Annotated in this window: 15 protein-coding genes, 1 pseudogene, 1 riboswitch and 1 other annotated feature (1 of these 18 running past the window's edge); of the genes and pseudogenes, 7 read left to right on the top strand and 9 right to left on the bottom strand. The window is 48.1% G+C overall.

The window, feature by feature from the left end:
* Window positions 1–197 (bottom strand) — a binding site (T-box leader); it reaches 119 nt to the left of the window's first position.
* A gap of 184 nt (window positions 198–381) precedes the next feature.
* Entirely contained in the window at window positions 382–1,668 is a 1,287-nt protein-coding gene (locus tag PAV_RS07870; protein WP_005544951.1) for an MFS transporter, read from the bottom strand.
* Between the two features lie 257 nt (window positions 1,669–1,925).
* Here PAV_RS07870 and PAV_RS07875 point away from each other — a divergent pair, with 257 nt between their 5' ends.
* The gene (locus tag PAV_RS07875) at window positions 1,926–3,284 is read left to right on the top strand and encodes a Na+/H+ antiporter family protein (protein ID WP_005544953.1); all 1,359 of its coding nucleotides are present in this window, start codon (window positions 1,926–1,928) and stop codon (window positions 3,282–3,284) included.
* A 134-nt stretch (window positions 3,285–3,418) separates the two neighbouring features.
* Here PAV_RS07875 and PAV_RS07880 read toward each other — a convergent pair whose 3' ends face one another.
* The 8 genes from PAV_RS07880 to PAV_RS07910 all read right to left on the bottom strand — a co-directional run bounded on the left by PAV_RS07880 (window position 3,419) and on the right by PAV_RS07910 (window position 10,765).
* Window positions 3,419–4,219 (bottom strand): TatD family hydrolase, encoded by an 801-nt coding sequence (locus PAV_RS07880; protein WP_005544955.1) that lies wholly within the window; start codon window positions 4,217–4,219, stop codon window positions 3,419–3,421.
* An 89-nt stretch (window positions 4,220–4,308) separates the two neighbouring features.
* Complete coding sequence (locus PAV_RS07885; RefSeq protein WP_005544957.1) at window positions 4,309–5,850, bottom strand: MDR family MFS transporter; 1,542 nt, start codon at window positions 5,848–5,850, stop codon at window positions 4,309–4,311.
* A gap of 269 nt (window positions 5,851–6,119) precedes the next feature.
* Window positions 6,120–6,974: an ABC transporter ATP-binding protein gene (locus PAV_RS07890; protein ID WP_005544959.1), complete on the bottom strand. Its 855-nt coding sequence runs from the start codon at window positions 6,972–6,974 to the stop codon at window positions 6,120–6,122.
* Window positions 6,975–6,989: 15 nt separating this feature from the next.
* Window positions 6,990–7,757 carry an ABC transporter permease gene (locus PAV_RS07895; protein WP_005544962.1) on the bottom strand — a complete coding sequence of 256 codons (768 nt, stop codon included), beginning with the start codon at window positions 7,755–7,757 and terminating at the stop codon, window positions 6,990–6,992.
* Window positions 7,754–8,047: a thiamine-binding protein gene (locus tag PAV_RS07900; protein WP_005544963.1), complete on the bottom strand. Its 294-nt coding sequence runs from the start codon at window positions 8,045–8,047 to the stop codon at window positions 7,754–7,756. The genes PAV_RS07895 and PAV_RS07900 overlap by 4 nt, the downstream gene beginning before the upstream one ends.
* A 105-nt stretch (window positions 8,048–8,152) precedes the next feature.
* Window positions 8,153–9,217 carry an ABC transporter substrate-binding protein gene (locus PAV_RS07905; RefSeq protein ID WP_005544965.1) on the bottom strand — a complete coding sequence of 355 codons (1,065 nt, stop codon included), beginning with the start codon at window positions 9,215–9,217 and terminating at the stop codon, window positions 8,153–8,155.
* Between the two features lie 29 nt (window positions 9,218–9,246).
* Window positions 9,247–9,384, bottom strand: a complete 138-nt coding sequence (locus PAV_RS34530) for a hypothetical protein (protein WP_157266707.1) — start codon at window positions 9,382–9,384, stop codon at window positions 9,247–9,249.
* A 191-nt stretch (window positions 9,385–9,575) separates the two neighbouring features.
* A riboswitch (TPP riboswitch) is annotated at window positions 9,576–9,689 on the bottom strand.
* 365 nt (window positions 9,690–10,054) lie between these two features.
* Window positions 10,055–10,765, bottom strand: coding sequence for a queuosine precursor transporter (locus PAV_RS07910; protein WP_005544966.1), 711 nt, complete (start codon window positions 10,763–10,765; stop codon window positions 10,055–10,057).
* Window positions 10,766–11,205: 440 nt separating this feature from the next.
* Here PAV_RS07910 and PAV_RS07915 point away from each other — a divergent pair, with 440 nt between their 5' ends.
* The 6 genes and pseudogenes from PAV_RS07915 to PAV_RS07940 all read left to right on the top strand — a co-directional run bounded on the left by PAV_RS07915 (window position 11,206) and on the right by PAV_RS07940 (window position 18,151).
* Window positions 11,206–11,715 (top strand): FMN-binding protein, encoded by a 510-nt coding sequence (locus PAV_RS07915; protein ID WP_005544970.1) that lies wholly within the window; start codon window positions 11,206–11,208, stop codon window positions 11,713–11,715.
* A 158-nt stretch (window positions 11,716–11,873) separates the two neighbouring features.
* Window positions 11,874–13,745 (top strand): FAD-dependent oxidoreductase, encoded by a 1,872-nt coding sequence (locus PAV_RS07920; protein WP_005544972.1) that lies wholly within the window; start codon window positions 11,874–11,876, stop codon window positions 13,743–13,745.
* Window positions 13,746–13,841: 96 nt separating this feature from the next.
* Entirely contained in the window at window positions 13,842–14,294 is a 453-nt protein-coding gene (locus PAV_RS07925; RefSeq protein WP_005544974.1) for a hypothetical protein, read from the top strand.
* Window positions 14,281–15,276 (top strand): polyprenyl synthetase family protein, encoded by a 996-nt coding sequence (locus tag PAV_RS07930; protein WP_005544976.1) that lies wholly within the window; start codon window positions 14,281–14,283, stop codon window positions 15,274–15,276. Before PAV_RS07925 ends, PAV_RS07930 begins: the two co-directional genes overlap by 14 nt.
* 435 nt (window positions 15,277–15,711) lie before the next feature.
* Window positions 15,712–16,239 (top strand): hypothetical protein, encoded by a 528-nt coding sequence (locus tag PAV_RS07935; RefSeq protein ID WP_005544977.1) that lies wholly within the window; start codon window positions 15,712–15,714, stop codon window positions 16,237–16,239.
* Window positions 16,240–16,661: 422 nt separating this feature from the next.
* Window positions 16,662–18,151: pseudogene (locus PAV_RS07940) on the top strand (peptide MFS transporter).
* The last annotated feature ends 282 nt before the right edge of the window (window positions 18,152–18,433 follow it).

Genomic DNA, 18,433 nt, shown 5'->3' on the forward strand with positions numbered 1-18,433 from the left:
GCGAATCCGAATAACGGTGGATGGCCGTCCTTGCTTATTTCGCACTTGCGCCATACGTTAAGTTTATACACTGCGCAGATTGGGTTCAGCATGGAATCTCGGAGAGGATATTCGGCCACGCCAGCCATCGACTCGCACCACCCGTCGACTCTCTTAAGACTGCTTCATAGCGTACTCGTTCTCGTCATCAATTGTTAACCTGTCTGGTAACTATTATCCCTTATTATGAACATGCGGCGCACCCGATGTCAATGGGCCGCCGCAGTTGTTCCTAAGTTGTTCCTAAGTTGTTCCTACTATATCTGTACAAGCAGGACGCTTGTATACCGATCAAGGACGAAAAAGAGATCCAGTATAAATGCTCTCGCCTCTGGGGGAACATTATCCTTCTGTCCCCGTACCCTGTTGAAGATCAGCATTCGAAGAAGACTTGCGCTTCATCAGGATTGGAAGCATAACGAGAATACCCAATATAAACAACACTGTCGCTGCCTCATACATGAATACAATGGAAGTAAGTTGTTTAATTCCTCCGGAAAGTGTCATGGTAAGCACCATAGCCCCCATGAACATCGGACTGAGGATGCCATTTACACGGCCGATGAATTCGCCCTCTGTATTTTGCAGGATCATCGTATTGATCCCAATTTGAATGCAAGGCAAAAACAATCCACTGATGAACTGAGCAACCAGTGTCAGCCACAGCTGCGTCGATAATCCCGCTAACAGCATGCCTCCGCTGCTCATGAACATCCCAACAGCAAGCATATGCTGTGGAAGTAGCTTCTTCGAGATGCCCATTGCAAGCGCACCGCCGATAAGCATCGCAACACCGTTTGCCATTAATAAGTAGCTGAGATGTTCCTTCGGCAATCCTAGACGCTCCGTAACAAGGAACGCTCCCATCGGTTGAATAAGCCCAATGGCTAATCCAGCAAAAGCAAAGCAGCCTCCAAGCGGCTTCAAAATAGAACTTTTCATTACATAGCGGAATCCGGCCGCCAGTTCCTGCATGACATTTGATTGCTTTCGTTCCTCTTTGTCCTCCTCATGATCAGCAGGAAGGAACATAAGCGCTGCTGCAGACAAGATGAAGGCAATCCCTGTCACAATGAGAGATACCTGTATCCCGTAATGTTGAAAAATCGCCGTACCGATCGCCGGTCCAAGCACCATAAACAGCGCCACCATCGTTTGAAATATCGACATGCCCGCCTGGAGCATATCCTCGGGCACGTGCTGCTTGAATAGCTTCATGGAAGAAGGCTGAGAGAATTGAGACAAAATTGCGGAAATAAACGTTGTAAAGAATACGGCATGCCAATCCCCTATTACAATCGTCCACATAACTGCAAATACAGACAGTGCGCTCAGGAAGTCACACCATATCATCGTCCGTTTTGGACGCCAACGGTCTGCAAATGTTCCTCCGATAAAGGAAAAGATAAAGATAGGAGCGAATTCAGCTACTGATACCATTGAAACGGCGAACGGATCTTCATTCGTCATTTCCATTACAAATAACAGTACGGCAAAGTTCCGTACCCATACACCAATTTGCATAAATAAACCTGCAACCATTATGGCTTGTACAAAGCGGTTGCGGAATAGACCAAATACCGACTTACTCTCTTCTGACTGTGCATGTTCAGATTGCACGGCAGTCATATTACATCTCTCCCTCCAAAATAAATAAATCAGGGCTCTTTCTCTCTAATCTAACCATGAACTCCATTAGTGTACGTGAATTAAAAAAGATCTCAATCGGTTCCTAGACGGATATTTATGGACTTTTCGTAAAACAATTTGTTCAAAAAAATGCACATTCACGCATAGGAAATGATTGTACGTTGCCATGGTAAAGTGGTAATGTTTTAATTAGTTATCATAATAACGCAAAGTTGAATTGAAGGTGGGCATAAATCATGAATGCAGTATTACTATCATTAGCAATATTATTCGGTTTGAGTATGCTCCGCGTACATGTTGTGCTTGCTATGCTGACAGCTGCTGTGGTAGGCGGATTGACTGGCGGTCTAAGCATTGCACATATGCTCGATGTATTCGGGGAAGGCTTGAAGGACAATGCCGGCATCGCCTTAAGCTACGCCTTGCTAGGTGCATTCGCCGCTGGTTTGACAGAGACAGGACTGCCTGACAAGCTTGTTCGCGGTGCCGTCATCTTAGTACGAGGCAAGGACAGCTCCGTAAATCCGCGTGCCGCTGTACGCTATTTGGTATTGGCCGCCATTGCTATTATCGCCTGTATGTCGCAAAACGCCGTACCTGTTCACATCGCCTTCATTCCGGTGCTGATTCCTCCGCTTCTCGTTCTGTTCGATTCGCTGCGAATCGATCGGCGGGCTGTTGCATGCGCGCTTACCTTCGGTCTCATCACGCCATATATGCTGCTTCCCGTCGGTTTTGGAGCAATCTTTCATGATGTCGTTGCAGGAAATATAACGAAAAACGGTCTTCCCATTGATGCATCCATGCTGCCGCATGCCATGTTCATCCCCGCGATCGGGATGGTGGCAGGACTCATCATTGCAATTGCATTCAGCTATCGTAAGCCGCGTGAATATACAACTGCTGGCAGCGACGATACATTCGCGACGGATTCGCCGGATTCACCAAATATAGAAAATGAATCACCTAATAACGGAACAAGCTTCACAACATGGGCTGGACTTGGTGCCATTGCAGCTATGCTGGCTGTCCAGTTAAGCACTGGCTCCATGATTTATGGGGCTGCATCGGGATTGGTGATTCTCCTCATATCCCGTGTCGTGCCGTGGAGCCGAGCAGATCGAGTACTAACTGACGGCATGCGGTCGATGGCCTATATCGGCTTCGTCATGATGTCAGCTTCTGGCTTCGGCGCCGTTCTGCGCGAGACAGGGCATATCGAGACACTTGTGAAGGCTTCCGTGGAAGCTGTTGGCGACAATCGGGCAATTGCTGCCCTTCTGATGCTGGCAATCGGTCTGCTTGTAACCTTGGGCATCGGCTCATCGTTCTCTACCATTCCGATTATCGCCACCGTATTTGTACCGTTGTGCATTGGATTAGGGTTCAGCCCGCTGGCCACGGTAGCACTTATCGGAACAGCCGGTGCGCTGGGCGATGCCGGATCACCCGCTTCGGACAGCACGCTCGGCCCGACTGCTGGATTGAATGCAGACGGTAAGCACGATCATATCTGGGATACGTGTGTACCTACCTTCCTGCACTATAATGTGCCGCTTCTCATTGCAGGCTTCATCGCCGCGATGGTGTTGTAAGGAGAGCAGTTGCCCATAATACACAGCAAATGCAGTTTTCAAGCTTTCTGTTTCAAGTTAGGGATTGCTTTAAGCCGAATCGACAGATGACTGGCTGGAGCAATCCCTGTTTTGCATGTATAGGGATACTAACCTCACACCCCATAACAACGCTTCGCATTCTCTCGCAGCAACTTCGCTGCTTCCCTCACATCCATGCCCCGCAGCGCTGCCCACTCTAAAGCAACATCGCGAGCCATTGTCGGCAACGTCCGCCGCCCGTCATAAGGCCCCTCGAACGGCCACGGCCCGTCGGTTTCGGTCATCGCCTGTTCAGGCGGATATTGTCTAGCCAATGCGCGAATCTCATCCTCGTAGCAAATATCTGGCGTGAAAGAAATAAAATAACCGTTGCCCGCCATGCGGTCAATCGTCTTGTTATCTCCCTTGAACCAATGGAAGTGCGCCCGCCGCACACTATAGCGTTCAAGCAGATCAACTACAATCGGCGCATCGTCATACACCGCATGGAGTACAATCGGCATGTCCCACGCAGCAGCCCGCTTTACAAATGGTTCAAGCAGCTCTATGTAGGGAGAACGGTCAAATGAACCTCCCCGCTTTAACGCCTCTTCCCGCATATAGTAAGGCAGACCAACCTCGCCAATTGCAGCCATGCTCTCCTTATGACCATCAAGCCAAGCCAGCAGCACTTCCTGCTCCTCATCGCTCGGAAGTGCTTGCTCGGGATGGAATCCGTATGCCGGCAGTACCTTGTTCGGATAACGCTTCGCCCATTGCTCAGTGTGATGGCACGAGGCAAGATTCATAGATACCGCAATGACGTACTCCAAGGATGGATCAGCCAATGCCTCCTCCAACTCAGCAGCAGCGTCGAGCTTGTATCCGTCAACATGGATATGTGCATCTACAACATGAATATCATCATGTCTCATATCACTCATCTCCTTATCTGCCAAAAATGCCGCAGGCGCAACGTCGTAGACGAACCTCCTGCGGCAAATCCCGTTTCATCACTATCGAATTATATTTCCCCGACCTTTAGTTGACTCGCTGCATCATCCGAATGTTCGCCTTGACCTTGGCCTCCCCGGATCATTCGGGCATTGCCCATCAGCGCAATACATACCAGCGCACACACAACTGGAATGAGCGCCCATTGGAACGTCCCGGCGATCGAGTCTGCGAGTGCGGTTGTCAGCCCTTTCGCTACTTCAGGCGGAAGATTGCCCATCTGGCCGCTCATCAGAGTCTCCGGCTTCACATCCATCGCCGCGCCGCCTGGGGGCATAACCTCCTGTAATCGGCTTTGGAACAGATGCGATTGGATCGTGCCGAACAGCGTAATGCCAATTGTCATTCCCAGTGAGCGCGAGAAGGACGCGGTTGAGTTCGCTGCTCCACGCTGATGGAATTCCATGCCGTGCATGGATGACATACTAAGCAAAGAGAAGGAGAAACCTACACCGAGCCCCGTCAGGATCATGTATAGCGTAAGGAGCGTCCGCGGGGTATCTGTTGAAATTGTGCTTAATGCAAACATCCCTCCGATAAAGAAAATACCGGACACGATCATTAAGCTGCGGTAGCTGCGTTTTGCAACCAAAATACCAGCAGCGGAGCTGGTGACAACAGAACCAACCATCATTGGCGTCAAGACGAGACCGCTATCCGAGGCAGAACCTCCATATACCCATTGAACGAACAGTGGGATATATACCGTAGCGATTACGAACGATACCCCATAGAAAAACCCGACACCCTGACTTGCCGCAAATAAGCGGCGCTTGAATAAACTGAACGAAATAATCGGTTCCTGCGCCCGCGTTTCAATGAACAGGAAGGCAATTAAGAACACAAGGAATGTAGCAAATAGACCTAAAATAACTGCCGAATCCCAAGCGTACTCCTTGCCGCCAAGCTCCAGCGCGAACATAAAGCTGACTACTGCCACTACGAGCGTAATGGCTCCGCCCCAGTCAATGCGCTGCTTCTTCGTGGAAGCCTTTTCCTTATAGAATTGCATAATGAACCACAAGGAGATAAGACCAAGCGGCAGGTTGATGTAGAATACCCATTCCCAGCCGATGTAGTCAGTAATGTATGCGCCAAGCAGCGGCCCTGCCACGCTTGATATGCCGAAGACCGCACCAAATAATCCTGTCATCTTGCCCCGTTTCTCAGGCGGGAAAACATCAAAAATAATCGTAAATGCGATCGGCATGACAGCACCGCCGCCAATCCCTTGAATCGCTCGATAAATTGCAAGCTGAATCATACTGTCTGCAGTACCGCACAGCGCACTGCCGAGCAAAAAGACAAGCAGACCGAACACATAGAACCGCTTGCGGCCGTACATGTCAGACAGCTTTCCGAAAATTGGCATACCCGCCATCGTAGCAACCATGTACGCAGAGGTTACCCACACGTAAAAATTGAAGCCGCCCATCTCGCGTACAATCGTCGGCATCGCCGTTGCCACAATCGTATTGTCCATCGCTGCCATCAAAATGCCGAGCAGCAGGCCGGCGACGACCATCCGCAGATTGCTTTCCTTCGTAATCATTCGATTTCATTCCTCCTCAGGACAAACCATCATCTCTATACAAATAGGTACAGACATGCAGTCATCCATGTCTAACGAGATTTAATTATAAGCCTTGCATCTAACTTTTTCCACCAGAAAATGAACAACGGGTCATTCCAGACAATGTGTGTGACTTGCACTATCTGTGCAATAATCAGCCCACTCCAGCTATATCTAATAACTGAGCTTATGAAAACATCCTGACTGAACCAAAAAAGCTGCCCCCCATGAAGGGACAGCTCTATACATTACTTCGTAATTGGCACCGACTGTACACGGCGCAGCAGTTCCGACAACTCCCGCTTCATGTGCACGAATTCGGCTTCAGAAGCAAGTGCCTCCGTCCGCGGCCGGGCGAACGGTACTCTGACCCGCTCCAGTACTCGTGCCGGGCGATTGGATAATACATATATCGTATCCGACAGCAGCAAGGCCTCCTCAATGCTGTGTGTAATGAACAGCACTGAACGGCGGTTCCTCTCCCAGAGTTCAAGCAGCCAGCGCTGCATATCACTGCGCGTTAAGGCATCCAATGCACTGAAAGGTTCATCGAGCAGCATCAGCTCATGCGGGCTCATCATCGCACGCAGGAAGGCTACACGCTGCTGCATGCCGCCTGACAGCTCGTGAGGATATGAGCGTTCATAACCAGCCAAGCCCACATTGCTCAGCCAGCGGCGCGCTTCCGCACGAGACTCCTTCTTCGACCTGCCCGCAATTTCCGGAGCGAGAATGACATTATCCTCTACCGTACGCCAAGGAAACAATGCAGGTTGCTGCGGCATATAGCTAATATGTCCTGTCTGCCCGACAACGTTCTGCCCATGTACAAGAATATCCCCTCCTGATGGGCGAAGCAGTCCGCCAATGAGATGAAATAATGTGCTCTTCCCTGAACCAGACGGGCCGATAATCGAGACGAATTCACCTGGCTGCACATCGATGAAGATATGATCGAGCACGTGAAGCTTCCCGGCACGACCGTCGAAAGACATACTAACATCCCGCAATTCAAGCGCTGCTTGCTCCCGCTCTGGAAGAGGCTCACCCAGTCGCTCCCCTTGAATGCGATCAGACGACTGCTGTTCATTCCTTGTAATCATCATTATGCTCCCCCTTCACCGCTGCTTATCGTCGCGGCGCCAATGAATGAGCAGCCGTTCCATTGCCCACACGAGGCCAAACATGGCTAAGCTCAACAGAATCACAACCGCTATCGCCACGAACATCCGATCTGTACGGTATGCCGCTTTCTGCAGAACCATGTAATAGCCGATCCCCTTGTCTGTCCCCAACCACTCCGAGATAATCGCACTCATGACACTATACGTGCCTGCGATCTTTAAACCAGAGAAGACCGACGGCAGCGCATGCGGGAGCTCCAGCTTCAAGAACAGCTGGGCCCGGCTTGCGCCCGCCATGCGCATGTAATTCACCATCATACGATCCGTCTGCGCAAGACCATCCAGTGTTGCCACACATACCGGGAAAAAGCAAACAAGCGTGATCGTTACAATCTTCGGCATGAGACCGAAACCGAACCAGATCATAAGCAATGGCAATAGCGCAATTGTCGGGATGTTCTGACTGACAATCACCAGCGGATAAATGGCCCGCTTCAGCCATGGCAGCGGATGAAGCGCGCATGCGAGCAGCAGCCCGACTGCTGTTCCGACGCAGAATCCAATTAGGGTCAACTGAACGGTCGCCCACGTATGCATAAGCAGCCCGCCCCCATTGCTGATTGCCTCCTGAAAAATATCAAGCGGGCTGGGCAGCATCCACTTCTCAATGCCCGATACCATGACTCCGACCTGCCATATCGCAAGAAAGAGAACAAAGGCTATAAGCGGAGGCCCTATCTTCGTAAGTCGACTCCTACTCATGGCCGGTATTTCACCGTCAATTCGTCCATCGTAATGCCGGAAGGCTTATACACAATTTTGATTTGGGACAATACATTGTTGCTTCCCATCTCTATCATCGCCTTGTTCATATCCTCAATAATGCGGAATAGCTCGCTAAGCTCGCCTTCCATCGTAGTTTCTAGTGGATTTACTTGATACTTCACGCCTGATGCTTGAATCACTTCGATTGCGCGATCCACATAAGGAATTACGTCTTCCCCATTTTTCGTCTTTGGAACGATCTGAATGCTCACTAAGCTATTCGCCATCTCGATTCTCCTCCTCGATTGCATATCACCATCGGATACATAGAAATTCATATACAGCAAAAGGGCGCCTGCGCGCCCCTTGCCGATTTCTTCGTAACGTTGTGCTTATGAAGCAGGCAAGAAGTCATTCGTAAATGCCTTGTCGACATCGATGCTCTTTTCCATTAATTTGTTCTCTACGAGCCAATTCATGTAATTCGCCCATACTTCGCGCTTCTGCTCACCCCATCGAGGCGCATCGTCCTTATACTTCGGACTCAGCCATTTCTGGCTGGCAATAACCAGATCTTTGTTCAAATCCGGCACAGCCTTAAGCAGCAGATTCGCCGCATCCTCTGGATTGTCGATTGCAAATTGGTAGCCTTTGGACGTTGCTCGCATAAATGCCTTAACCAATTCAGGATCTTCCTTACTTAGCTTCTCGCTTGTGGATAGAACAGGCGTGTAATAGTCTAATTCCTTCGCGTATTGATTCACATACAGCATATCGATTGGCTCACCGCGGAGCTCTGCTTCAATACCTGTCCATGCATAGAAAATCCATGCGAAGTCGATATCCTTCTTCACAGCTGTAAAGTAATCGGCGTTACCCATATTGACACTCTTCAGCTTGCTGTAGTCGCCGCCATCCTTCTCCATAATTGTGTGAATAATCATTTCTTCGACTGGAGAGCCCCAACCGCCATAAGTCTTCCCTTCAAAGCCTTTCGGCGACTTGATGTTCTTGCTCTTCGGCGCAGCAAATCCGGATGTATTATGTTGAATGATCGCTCCAATCGACACGATCGGAACATTTTGTTGTCGAGCCATCGTAATGCCTTCCTGAACACTAACTCCAAATTGCGCTTCTCCCGATGCAATCATCGCATCAGATGCGCCTGTGCTTGGCTGCAAAATCTCGACATTCAGCCCTTCTTCCTCATAGAAGCCTTTCTCCTTAGCTACATATAACCCTGTATGATTCGTATTCGGCGTCCAGTCGAGCACGATCTTCACATCGCGTTTTTCCTTCGCCTTATTCTGATTCGTTCCTTGCTCTTGTGCTGGATTTCCCGATGTCTGGTCTCCTTGTCCCGCTTCTTGTCCTTTGCCGCTGCAAGCAGTAAGCGCAAACGTCATCATAATGATGAGCGCCAGCATCAATCCTCGTTCCAAGCGTGTGCGTTGCATATGATGAATCCCCCTTCTCTTGCCCCGCTCTAGTAGAGAGTCGGTATGAAATCATAAGATGCTTCGATAACGCCTGCCGCATTCACCAGTTGGACGATCCGCTCGATCGTATATGTATGGATGAGCAAGTTCCCGTCCCGCCGTCCTGCAACACGATTCAGATCCACAAAAAAAGCGCCCCATCTGGGACGCTATGTGTGCCGTTCTGCGCGTATATGCGAAAATGTGCATCATACGATGTCCGCGTCACAGGTATGGCGATATTCATCCATATGTGCAGCATCATGACAATGCTGTCCGAAGCAGCGCACATTCATGCGAAGCTGGCGAATAAGCAATAACCTTTATATAACAATAATGACGCGGTTCAACGTCTTTCCTACGCTGGCATTACCCAGATCAGGTGTAAGGGTCGGTATCTTAATGGGATACAATCTCAGCCGGCCGTATTCCAGCACCCCTAGCGTGCATATGCAGTTATCGAAGCTATCATTTACATGGGTAATTATAGACCTCATCTACCAGAAAGTCCAGTAACAATGATCAGAGAAAGAGCAAAATTCCAATGTGAGTATACCCACAAAATGATGCATAACATAACAACCAAAGAACCTACATTAGCATTAAATTCGTACACCCACATGAAACTTGTCGAAAAAAGTTCCATGTGAAACAAGGTACAATATTCCAATTTTAGAACCTCTGTCATTTGTTCCTGTGTCGTTATAGGCAAGTAACCCAGCGCAGTCTTTGGTGCTGGGCTTAGGTTTAGGGAAGCTTCTGCCTTTCCTTTTCTTCTATACGGATAGAAAATTAAAACCAGTTGTCTCGTTTCGCTTATTGCACTTGCTCCCGCGGTAGATCATCACGAACCGGGAAGCTTCTTGCCCAATATAGAATTGGTGTCGACAACACCGAGATAATAAGTTTAATTACATAAGTGGTAATAAAGATTTGGAACCAGACATCCCAAGGGACAATGCCGGCAAATGCAATCGTACAAAATACGAGCGAATCCGCCATTTGGCTGATGCCGGTGCTCCCGTTGCTTCGAATCCACAGCTGACCTGCCTTCGGATAGCGCTCCTTCACCATGCTGAACAATTTCACATCAAGGAACTGACTAACGAAATAGGCCGTTAAACTTGCCACAACAAGACGCGGCATGAAATCAAATATAGTTGACAGCGACGCTTGTGCCGTATTTGCCATATCAGACGCCTCTGGCGTAAAGCGAAGAGCCATCTGCATAATGATTGTCGTCATAATTAAGGTGAAAAATCCAAACCATACTGCACGCTTCGCTTCCTTGCGACCGAACTTCTCGTTTAGCAAATCCGACGTCATAAACAGTGTTGCATTCGCTGTATTGCCCAGTGTCATCACAACACCGAACATCTCTATTGTTTTGCCGACTTGAATATTGGCGATAACTGTCATTACACCAATCCAAGCATAGAGCCCCGACTTGCCGAATGCACGATAACAAATTAGGAAAAAGGCAAAGTTCGCGAGGATGAACAAAATGCCCCAAGTAAAGTTGAACATAATTTATGAAATTCCTCCTAGTTTTGATTACGCGGGATGGTTACGAACCGCGGCGCATACGCGCAAGCCATAACTTTATCATACAGAGGCGGTTCATGCCAATAGGAAACACACAGTGGATGCATGGTGAGTTTTGACTTTATTTGTCCCCTATATTAAGTGGAAGCAATTCCTTCATATTCTGTATGAAAAGGTCTTTACCCTACCCTTCGTATATTGTGGACGATACGGAGGGAATATATTGTCATACCTCACTGCTTTATCGATGAGCAGGATGTAAAATGATCATGGCAAGGATTCCCTTAGTTAAAGATTTATCCATTGAGTGTGACATTTATCACATTCACAAAGAGGGAGTTAATGTTAAAATGACATTGTAAATCCGTTAGTTATAATTTTCACAAAGTAATTTTGAACTAAAGAAAAGGTGGGGACTCTTTATGAAAAAGAAACTTGTACTGTTACTGTCCGCAGTATTGGTTGTAGGTATGTTGGCCGGTTGTGGAGATAAGAAAGAAGAAGCTGCAAAGCAGCCTGAAACAAACACATCAACAGAAGCTAATAAAGACGCAGCTCAAGTAACATTGAAAGACGGCGACTATCATGCAGAATCTCCTGAATTCGATGAGAAATCCGGTTGGAAAGAAACAATGGACATCACAGTTAAAGACGGCAAAATCACTGCTGTAAACTGGGATGGCGTTCATAAAGACGGCGGAGATACAAAGAAAAAGCAATCTAAAGATGGCAAATACGGTATGAAAGCTGGCGGTGCTTCTTCCGAATGGCACGAGCAAGCTGAAAAAATGGAGCAAGAACTTATCGCTAAGCAAGATCCAGCTGCAATCGCTGTGAACAACGAAGGCAAAACAGACGCTGTATCCGGCGTATCTATCCACGTTGGAAGCTTCGTGCAACTGGCTCAAGAAGCTTTGGCTAAAGCAAAGTAAGATAAGTTTACTCCTTCCTTGATTAATATAGATATAACTCGGAAGCTCCGCAGTAGGAAAGCAAGATACTCGCTTTTTTATTCGCGGAGCTCCCTTGTTCGCATTGGATAGTTCAATTTTTAAATATTGACAAATAAGCATTACAACGGGGTGAAACCATGAAAGAGATCGTTGTATTGGGCGGCGGTTATGGCGGCGTACTGACAGCGAAAAAGCTGGCGAAGCGTCTGAAGAAGGACAAAGACATTCGCATTACGCTCATCGACCGTAAACCTTTCCATACGATGATGACGGAGCTGCATGAGGTTGCAGCATGCCGTGTCGAAGAAGAAGCAATCAAAATGGACCTGAAGCAAATCTTTGCGGGTCTGAAAGTGGACGTTGTACTGGATGAGATCGAGAACATCGATTTCAATGGCCAGAAGCTGCAAGGCAGAAAGAAATCCTACAATTACGACCACCTTGTTATCGGTACAGGTTGTAAGCCATCCTTCTTCGGTATCGAAGGTGCAGAAGAGAATTCCTTCTCCCTCTGGTCGTTCGAGGATGCAGTTAAGTTGAAGCAGCAAATTCGCCAAATGTTCATGGACGGGACGAAGGTCACAGATCCTGAGCTGCGTAAGCAAATGCTCACATTCGTCGTCGTTGGCGCCGGCTTCACTGGTGTCGAAATGGTCGGCGAATTGGCTGAATATCGCGAAGAGTTGTGCCATGAGTTCCATGTGGACGAATCTGAGGTTCGCCTCGTCGTAGCGGATATGGCTCCGAAGATCCTGCCAATCCTGCCGCAAAAGCTCATTGATAAAGCGGACAAGTACCTCCGCAAAATGAAAGTGGAAATTATAACAGGCGCGAAGATTTCCGGCGTTACTCCAAATTCCGTTATCCTTGGCGATAATGAAATTAAATCAAACACTGTTATCTGGACTGCCGGTGTCGAAGGTTCCGATCTCGTAGGCAACCTCGATGTACAGCAGCAAGGACGCAAGCGCATTTTGACAAATGACAAGTTGCAGTCCGTTGACCACAAAAATGTGTATGTTGTCGGCGACAACATCTTCTATATTCCAGAAGGCGAAGAGCGTCCTGTTCCACAAATGGTTGAGAACGCCGAGCACTCGGCTGGTCTTATCGCACATAATATCGTTGCTGACTTGAAGAATGGCACACATAAGTCGTACAAGCCTACATTCCACGGTACGATGGTATGTATCGGTGGACGTTACGGGGTAGCCGCAATCGGTACACCGAAGAAAATGTTCCACTTCACTGGCTTCATGGCCATGTTCTTTAAGCATATGATTAATATTGTGTACTTCTTGCAAGTACTAGGCTTCCATAAAATCTGGTCTTACATGATGCACGAGTTCTTCCATGTGAAGAATCGCCGCAGCTTCGTCGGTGGACATTTTGCCAAGCGTTCCCCGAATTTCTGGCTCGTACCACTGCGGATCTATATCGGTGTCATGTGGTTAACCCAAGGCTGGGAAAAGGCCTCGAAATTACTGAAGGATCCTTCGCAGATGTTCCTCATCCCGCCTAAGGCAATGGATGGTGTAACAGCAGCTTCTCAAGCCGTTGATGCAGTTCATACAACGGTTGATGCACAAACAGCAGCTTCTGCTGTTGAAGGTGCAAGCACGGCAATCAAGGCTATTCCAGTGCCTGATTTCATCAAAGGCATTGTAGACTGGTCGATGGATTTGATGTTCTATACGCATGACGGCGGATATACGGCTATGGCGTACATTTTCCAAGGCTGTATGGTTGCTGCCGAGGTTATCTTCGGTATTATGTTGATCCTGGGCTTGTTCACAGCGATTGCTTCGATCGCAACTGTTGCGATGGGCGTTATGATTTACACGTCCGGTATGGCTCCTTATGAAATGTTCTGGTACTTCTTCGGCGGCATCGCGCTTATCGGCGGTTCCGGCAGCACGTTCGGTCTGGACTACTACCTGTATCCACGCCTGAAGCGCATCTGGAAGAAGGTTCCGTTCGTGAAACGTTGGTACCTGTATACGGATTAATAGCTCAACGAGAATAGATGGTATGTTGTACTGGAAAAGTAATGTGTACTTCGTGTCACATTACTTTCCTTATTTCTGAGGGAAACGGGGGTTCCCATGAATCGGCAACTCTTGAATCAAACAAGTAACCTTCTGACTCAGCATCTACCGCCGATCACCGGCATTCAATTGACGGCTGAAACGGATGAATATTGGCTGCTCGACATGGCTCGCATGCTGAATGCCTACGAGATGGAGCAGCATGAACGCCAGGTTCTGCTCGGCTGCTACTGGCTCCTGCGTCAAGCATTGCGCACCCATCAGCATGTGCCAGAGGAAGAACAGCTTGCAGGCAAGGCTGTGCTAGACGGTGATTTCCTGCTCAGCCTGTACTATCAATTCGCCGTTCGCCATGGAATGACTCAGCTCATTATTGAGCTGGCAACAACGAATAAGCGCATCCAGATTCGCCGTGTTGAGGGTGCTGCTTCAGATATGATGCTGCATCAGCGAATGGGCCGCTTCGTGGCAGCCCATTATAAGCAGGTGGCTTCTTATGGCATCATTTAACGGTACGCTGAGCGATCAGCTTAACATCTCCCTTCGGCGAATTAATCGGGATTTGGAACGTATTATTCTGCACGATCCGGATGTCCCCTCCCGATCCATTGTCGCCAAGAGCGTCTTGGATCTCATCCGTGCAGGAGGCAAGCGCCTGAGGCCAATGATGACGATTGTCGGTAGCCGCTTCGGCACCGATGCTGAATCAGAGGATGTGTATCGTCTAGCCTCTGCCGCTGAGCTCATTCACATGGCATCGCTTATTCATGACGACATCCTGGATCAGTCTGACACCCGCCGCGGTGAACCGGCGCTGCATTGCAAGACAGGCATCTATAACGCGGTTCATATTGGAAATTACATTATGTGTCGCGTTATCGAGCTGATGACGTCAAGCGGCAAGGAACATGAGCCGTACGCGCATGATCTAGCGTCCATCACAACAACGCAGCTATGTCTCGGTGAATATCAGCAGATGGAATTGAAATTCAACTTCGACCTCTCGCTTGATGCATACTGGGAGAAGACGCGCAACAAAACTGCGCTCTTGATGGCTACCTGCCTGCAGCTTGGTGCGAAAGCAGCCGGTGCAGATGAGGAGGTAGTCGATCAGTTGTACGCATTCGGCGATCAGCTTGGGATGGCGTTTCAAGTAAGGGATGATATTCTTGACTTCACGCAATCCTCTGAATCACTCGGCAAGCCTTCTGGTGTTGATCTGCGGAACGGACACGCAACGCTTCCAGTCATTCTGGCAATGCGTGACGCGTCGTTCGCAGCCAAGCTGCACAAACTGAAGGCAGATTCGCCTGATGAAGCGTTCAATGAAGCGATAGAGCTTATTCATCGCAGCGGCTCGCTGGAGGAAGCTCTTCAGATGAGCCATGCGTTCATGAAGCAGGCTTGGGAAATAACAGAGCAGTTGTCCGCTTATCCTGCCCACCGGGATTTGAAGGCGCTGTGGCATTATTTCGAAGCCCGCACCTATTAGTAAGTTCAATTCTGATCACGAAGAATCTGCAGAGGAGTGACTCGACATCGAATCTTGCATTCACTCTCAACAGCGTATGCTTTCGATGTATGTTTCCTGACGGAAGCATTGTAGTGCTCATGTAGTTAGCCTGCACTCCGCTCCTTGCAAGTTTTGCTCTGCAAAACTCGCTTCGAATGCATACGCTTCGAGTTCTTGCAACCTTCTCGGTGCTGAAAATTGAACAGATCCAGCATGTACAATTAGGTAATGTCCTGGTGAAGAAAATATGGCCGAATCCTTGATATTTCAAGGGTTTGGCTTCTTTTATATAATCAAATGTTTACAAATTGTACCGTTTACTCTTTTGTGTGTTCGGGCAAGGTGGTATTATGGATATGTACAGGCTGCATGTATGTCACTTACACCATAGATGAAGGAGGTTGGGGTACGACGATGAAGCCTCGCCAATTTGTAATTGAAGCAGTCATGCTGGCGGTCTATGGTCAACTGTCCGTGCCAAAGCGTCCAGTCGAATATATTATCCCTTACACAACGATTCTAGAGCTTTACGAAATGCGACTAGAAGGCGATCAGGTTATGCCTGATCCAGAGGAAGACATATATGCCAAGCAGCAAATCGAGGAGCTTATTGCCTACTTCGAGAACGAGCTCAATAAGAAAAAGATTGAGCGAGCTCTGACGGCCCCATGGCGCCATAGCCCGCCGCTTATTTTACAGGACAACGTCTCCTGCATTATTGTCAATGCGATGGACAATGCCCGCTATGGCGAAACGTTCGACCCTGTTGAAACAGAGCTCATCCTTACGGCGATGCGCGAACAGGCTCCGCTGCTCACTGACCAGTTCGAATATGTGGATCGTCTCATTACGAATGAAATTCCGATTCCAATATACGATATTGATGATTTCGAGTACGCTTTGGAGCATGAGGAAGTCCCCGGTGACTCCAATACGAAATAATGACAACCCGCCCTTATCGATTTAAGAGGCGGGCTTGTTGTATTCAGAGAACCTCACCTCATAATAAAACACGTCCCGCCCACCACCTTCTAGCAATGAAAACTAGATTAGTAGCTGCTTTCTCTACCGAGATAACACCAAATCACCTTGCTTGAAAACGATAAGCATCCCCATCACCAACTTATCTGGATCCAGTGTTAGCTTACAGCTAAAACTTCGGGAAATACTACCATGTAAAAGTATTGAAAATGATGAATATACCTGAACATGGAATATTAATATTGGTATAAATATTATTAACTTTACTTATATTGTTAGTCATGGAACGTTGAAGTCAAACTGCAAAAAGCATTATAATAAGATGAAATTAATTTTTATACGTTGAACTTGATACAGGGTATCATCATCAAAGGAGCGATGTTATGCCGAATTATGATAAGAAGAAGATTGCAGAAAGTGTCCCGCAACAAGGTTTCTTTGGTCACCCCAAAGGCCTTTTCACCCTCTTTTTCACCGAATTTTGGGAGCGATTCTCCTATTATGGAATGAAGGCCATCCTTGTATTCTTCATGTACTATGAAGTAACGAAGGGCGGACTGGGTTTCCCGGAGAACATCGCGCTTGCCATCGTGTCCATCTATGGCTCACTCGTGTATATGTCCGGCATTATTGGAGGTTGGTTGGCTGACCGAGTACTCGGTACGTCGAAGGCCGTTTTTTATGGCGGCATCTTGATTATGTGTGGTCATATCGTGCTGGCCATACCTGGTAATGCTGCACTTTTCTTTGTATCCATGATCTTGATTGTGTTGGGTACAGGATTGCTGAAACCTAATGTATCCAGTCTAGTAGGAGATATTTATAAGGAAGAGGATAATCGGCGAGATGCGGGCTTCAGTATTTTTTATATGGGGATTAACCTCGGAGGCTTCATCTCTCCCTTGATCGTAGGAACCGTTGGGATGAATAATTTCCATCTTGGTTTCGGTCTTGCTGCTGTCGGGATGTTGCTGGGTTTGGTTGTTTACGTGACAACTCGCCCCAAAAATTTGGGTCTTGCCGGTACGGTTATAGTTAACCCATTGTCACCTGCCGAGAAGAAAAAGTATTTACCGTTCTAGGTGCGAGCGTCGTTGTTCTCGCTGTCTTGATCACGTTCGGCATTATGTTCGGCGTTCTTACGTTCGATACTTTTATCAAACTCGTTGGGGTGTTGGGAATACTGATTCCAACCGCTTATTTCGTCGTTATGTACCGCAGTCCGAAAACAACGCCTGTCGAGCGATCCCGACTCATTGCGTACATTCCTTTGTTTATTGCTTCGATTATGTTCTGGGCAATTCAGGAACAAGGATCCACAATTCTTGCTAACTTTGCGGACAAACGTACCGAATTGGACTTTGCGGGCATTCATATTTCGCCTGCTTGGTTTCAATCATTGAACCCGCTCTTTATTATTATATTTGCGCCTGTATTCGCCTGGCTGTGGGTGAAGCTCGGCAATCGCCAGCCAACCGTGCCCCAAAAGTTTTCACTTGGCTTGTTGTTCGCCGGTCTGTCCTTTTTGATTATTTTGCTGCCGGCATACTTCGGCGGAGCCGCTTCGCTCGTTAACCCATTGTGGCTCGTTCTCAGCTACTTCGTCGTTGTAATCGGAGAGTTATGTTTATCGCCGGTTGGCCTCTCGGCTACCACTAAGCTCGCGCCTGCAGCCTTTTCGGCTCAAACCATGAGCTTATGGTTCTTGTCCAACGCTGCCGCACAGGCCATCAACGCACAAATCGTAAAGTTTTATACCCCCGAAACCGAGATGCTGTACTTCGGAGTTATTGGCGGGGTAGCATTATTGCTGAGTCTTCTGCTTTATGTGCTGTCCCCAAAGATACAAACTTTTATGAAGGGCGTAAAATAAGCAGAGCTTCTCAGCTGGCATGGTCGGATAACGTTTCGCCAGCAACGCCGAACAAAATACGTACCATCAGCTCACAGACCGTCAGGAAACACCCCATCCTGACGGTCTTGTCTTGAGCTTGATTGCACTCAAGCAACCTTAGTAATCAGTTCATGACATAGTAACGCTTCCATCGCTCTCCATGTCGATAAAAGACATTACAATAACATTTATCTCAATGCGGCGCTTCAAATGCGGCTATCCGGTGAAATGTATAAACGATGAATAACTTCCCATTTCTTT

It is taken from the genome of Paenibacillus alvei DSM 29 (assembly GCF_000293805.1).
Lineage (GTDB): Bacteria > Bacillota > Bacilli > Paenibacillales > Paenibacillaceae > Paenibacillus_B > Paenibacillus_B alvei.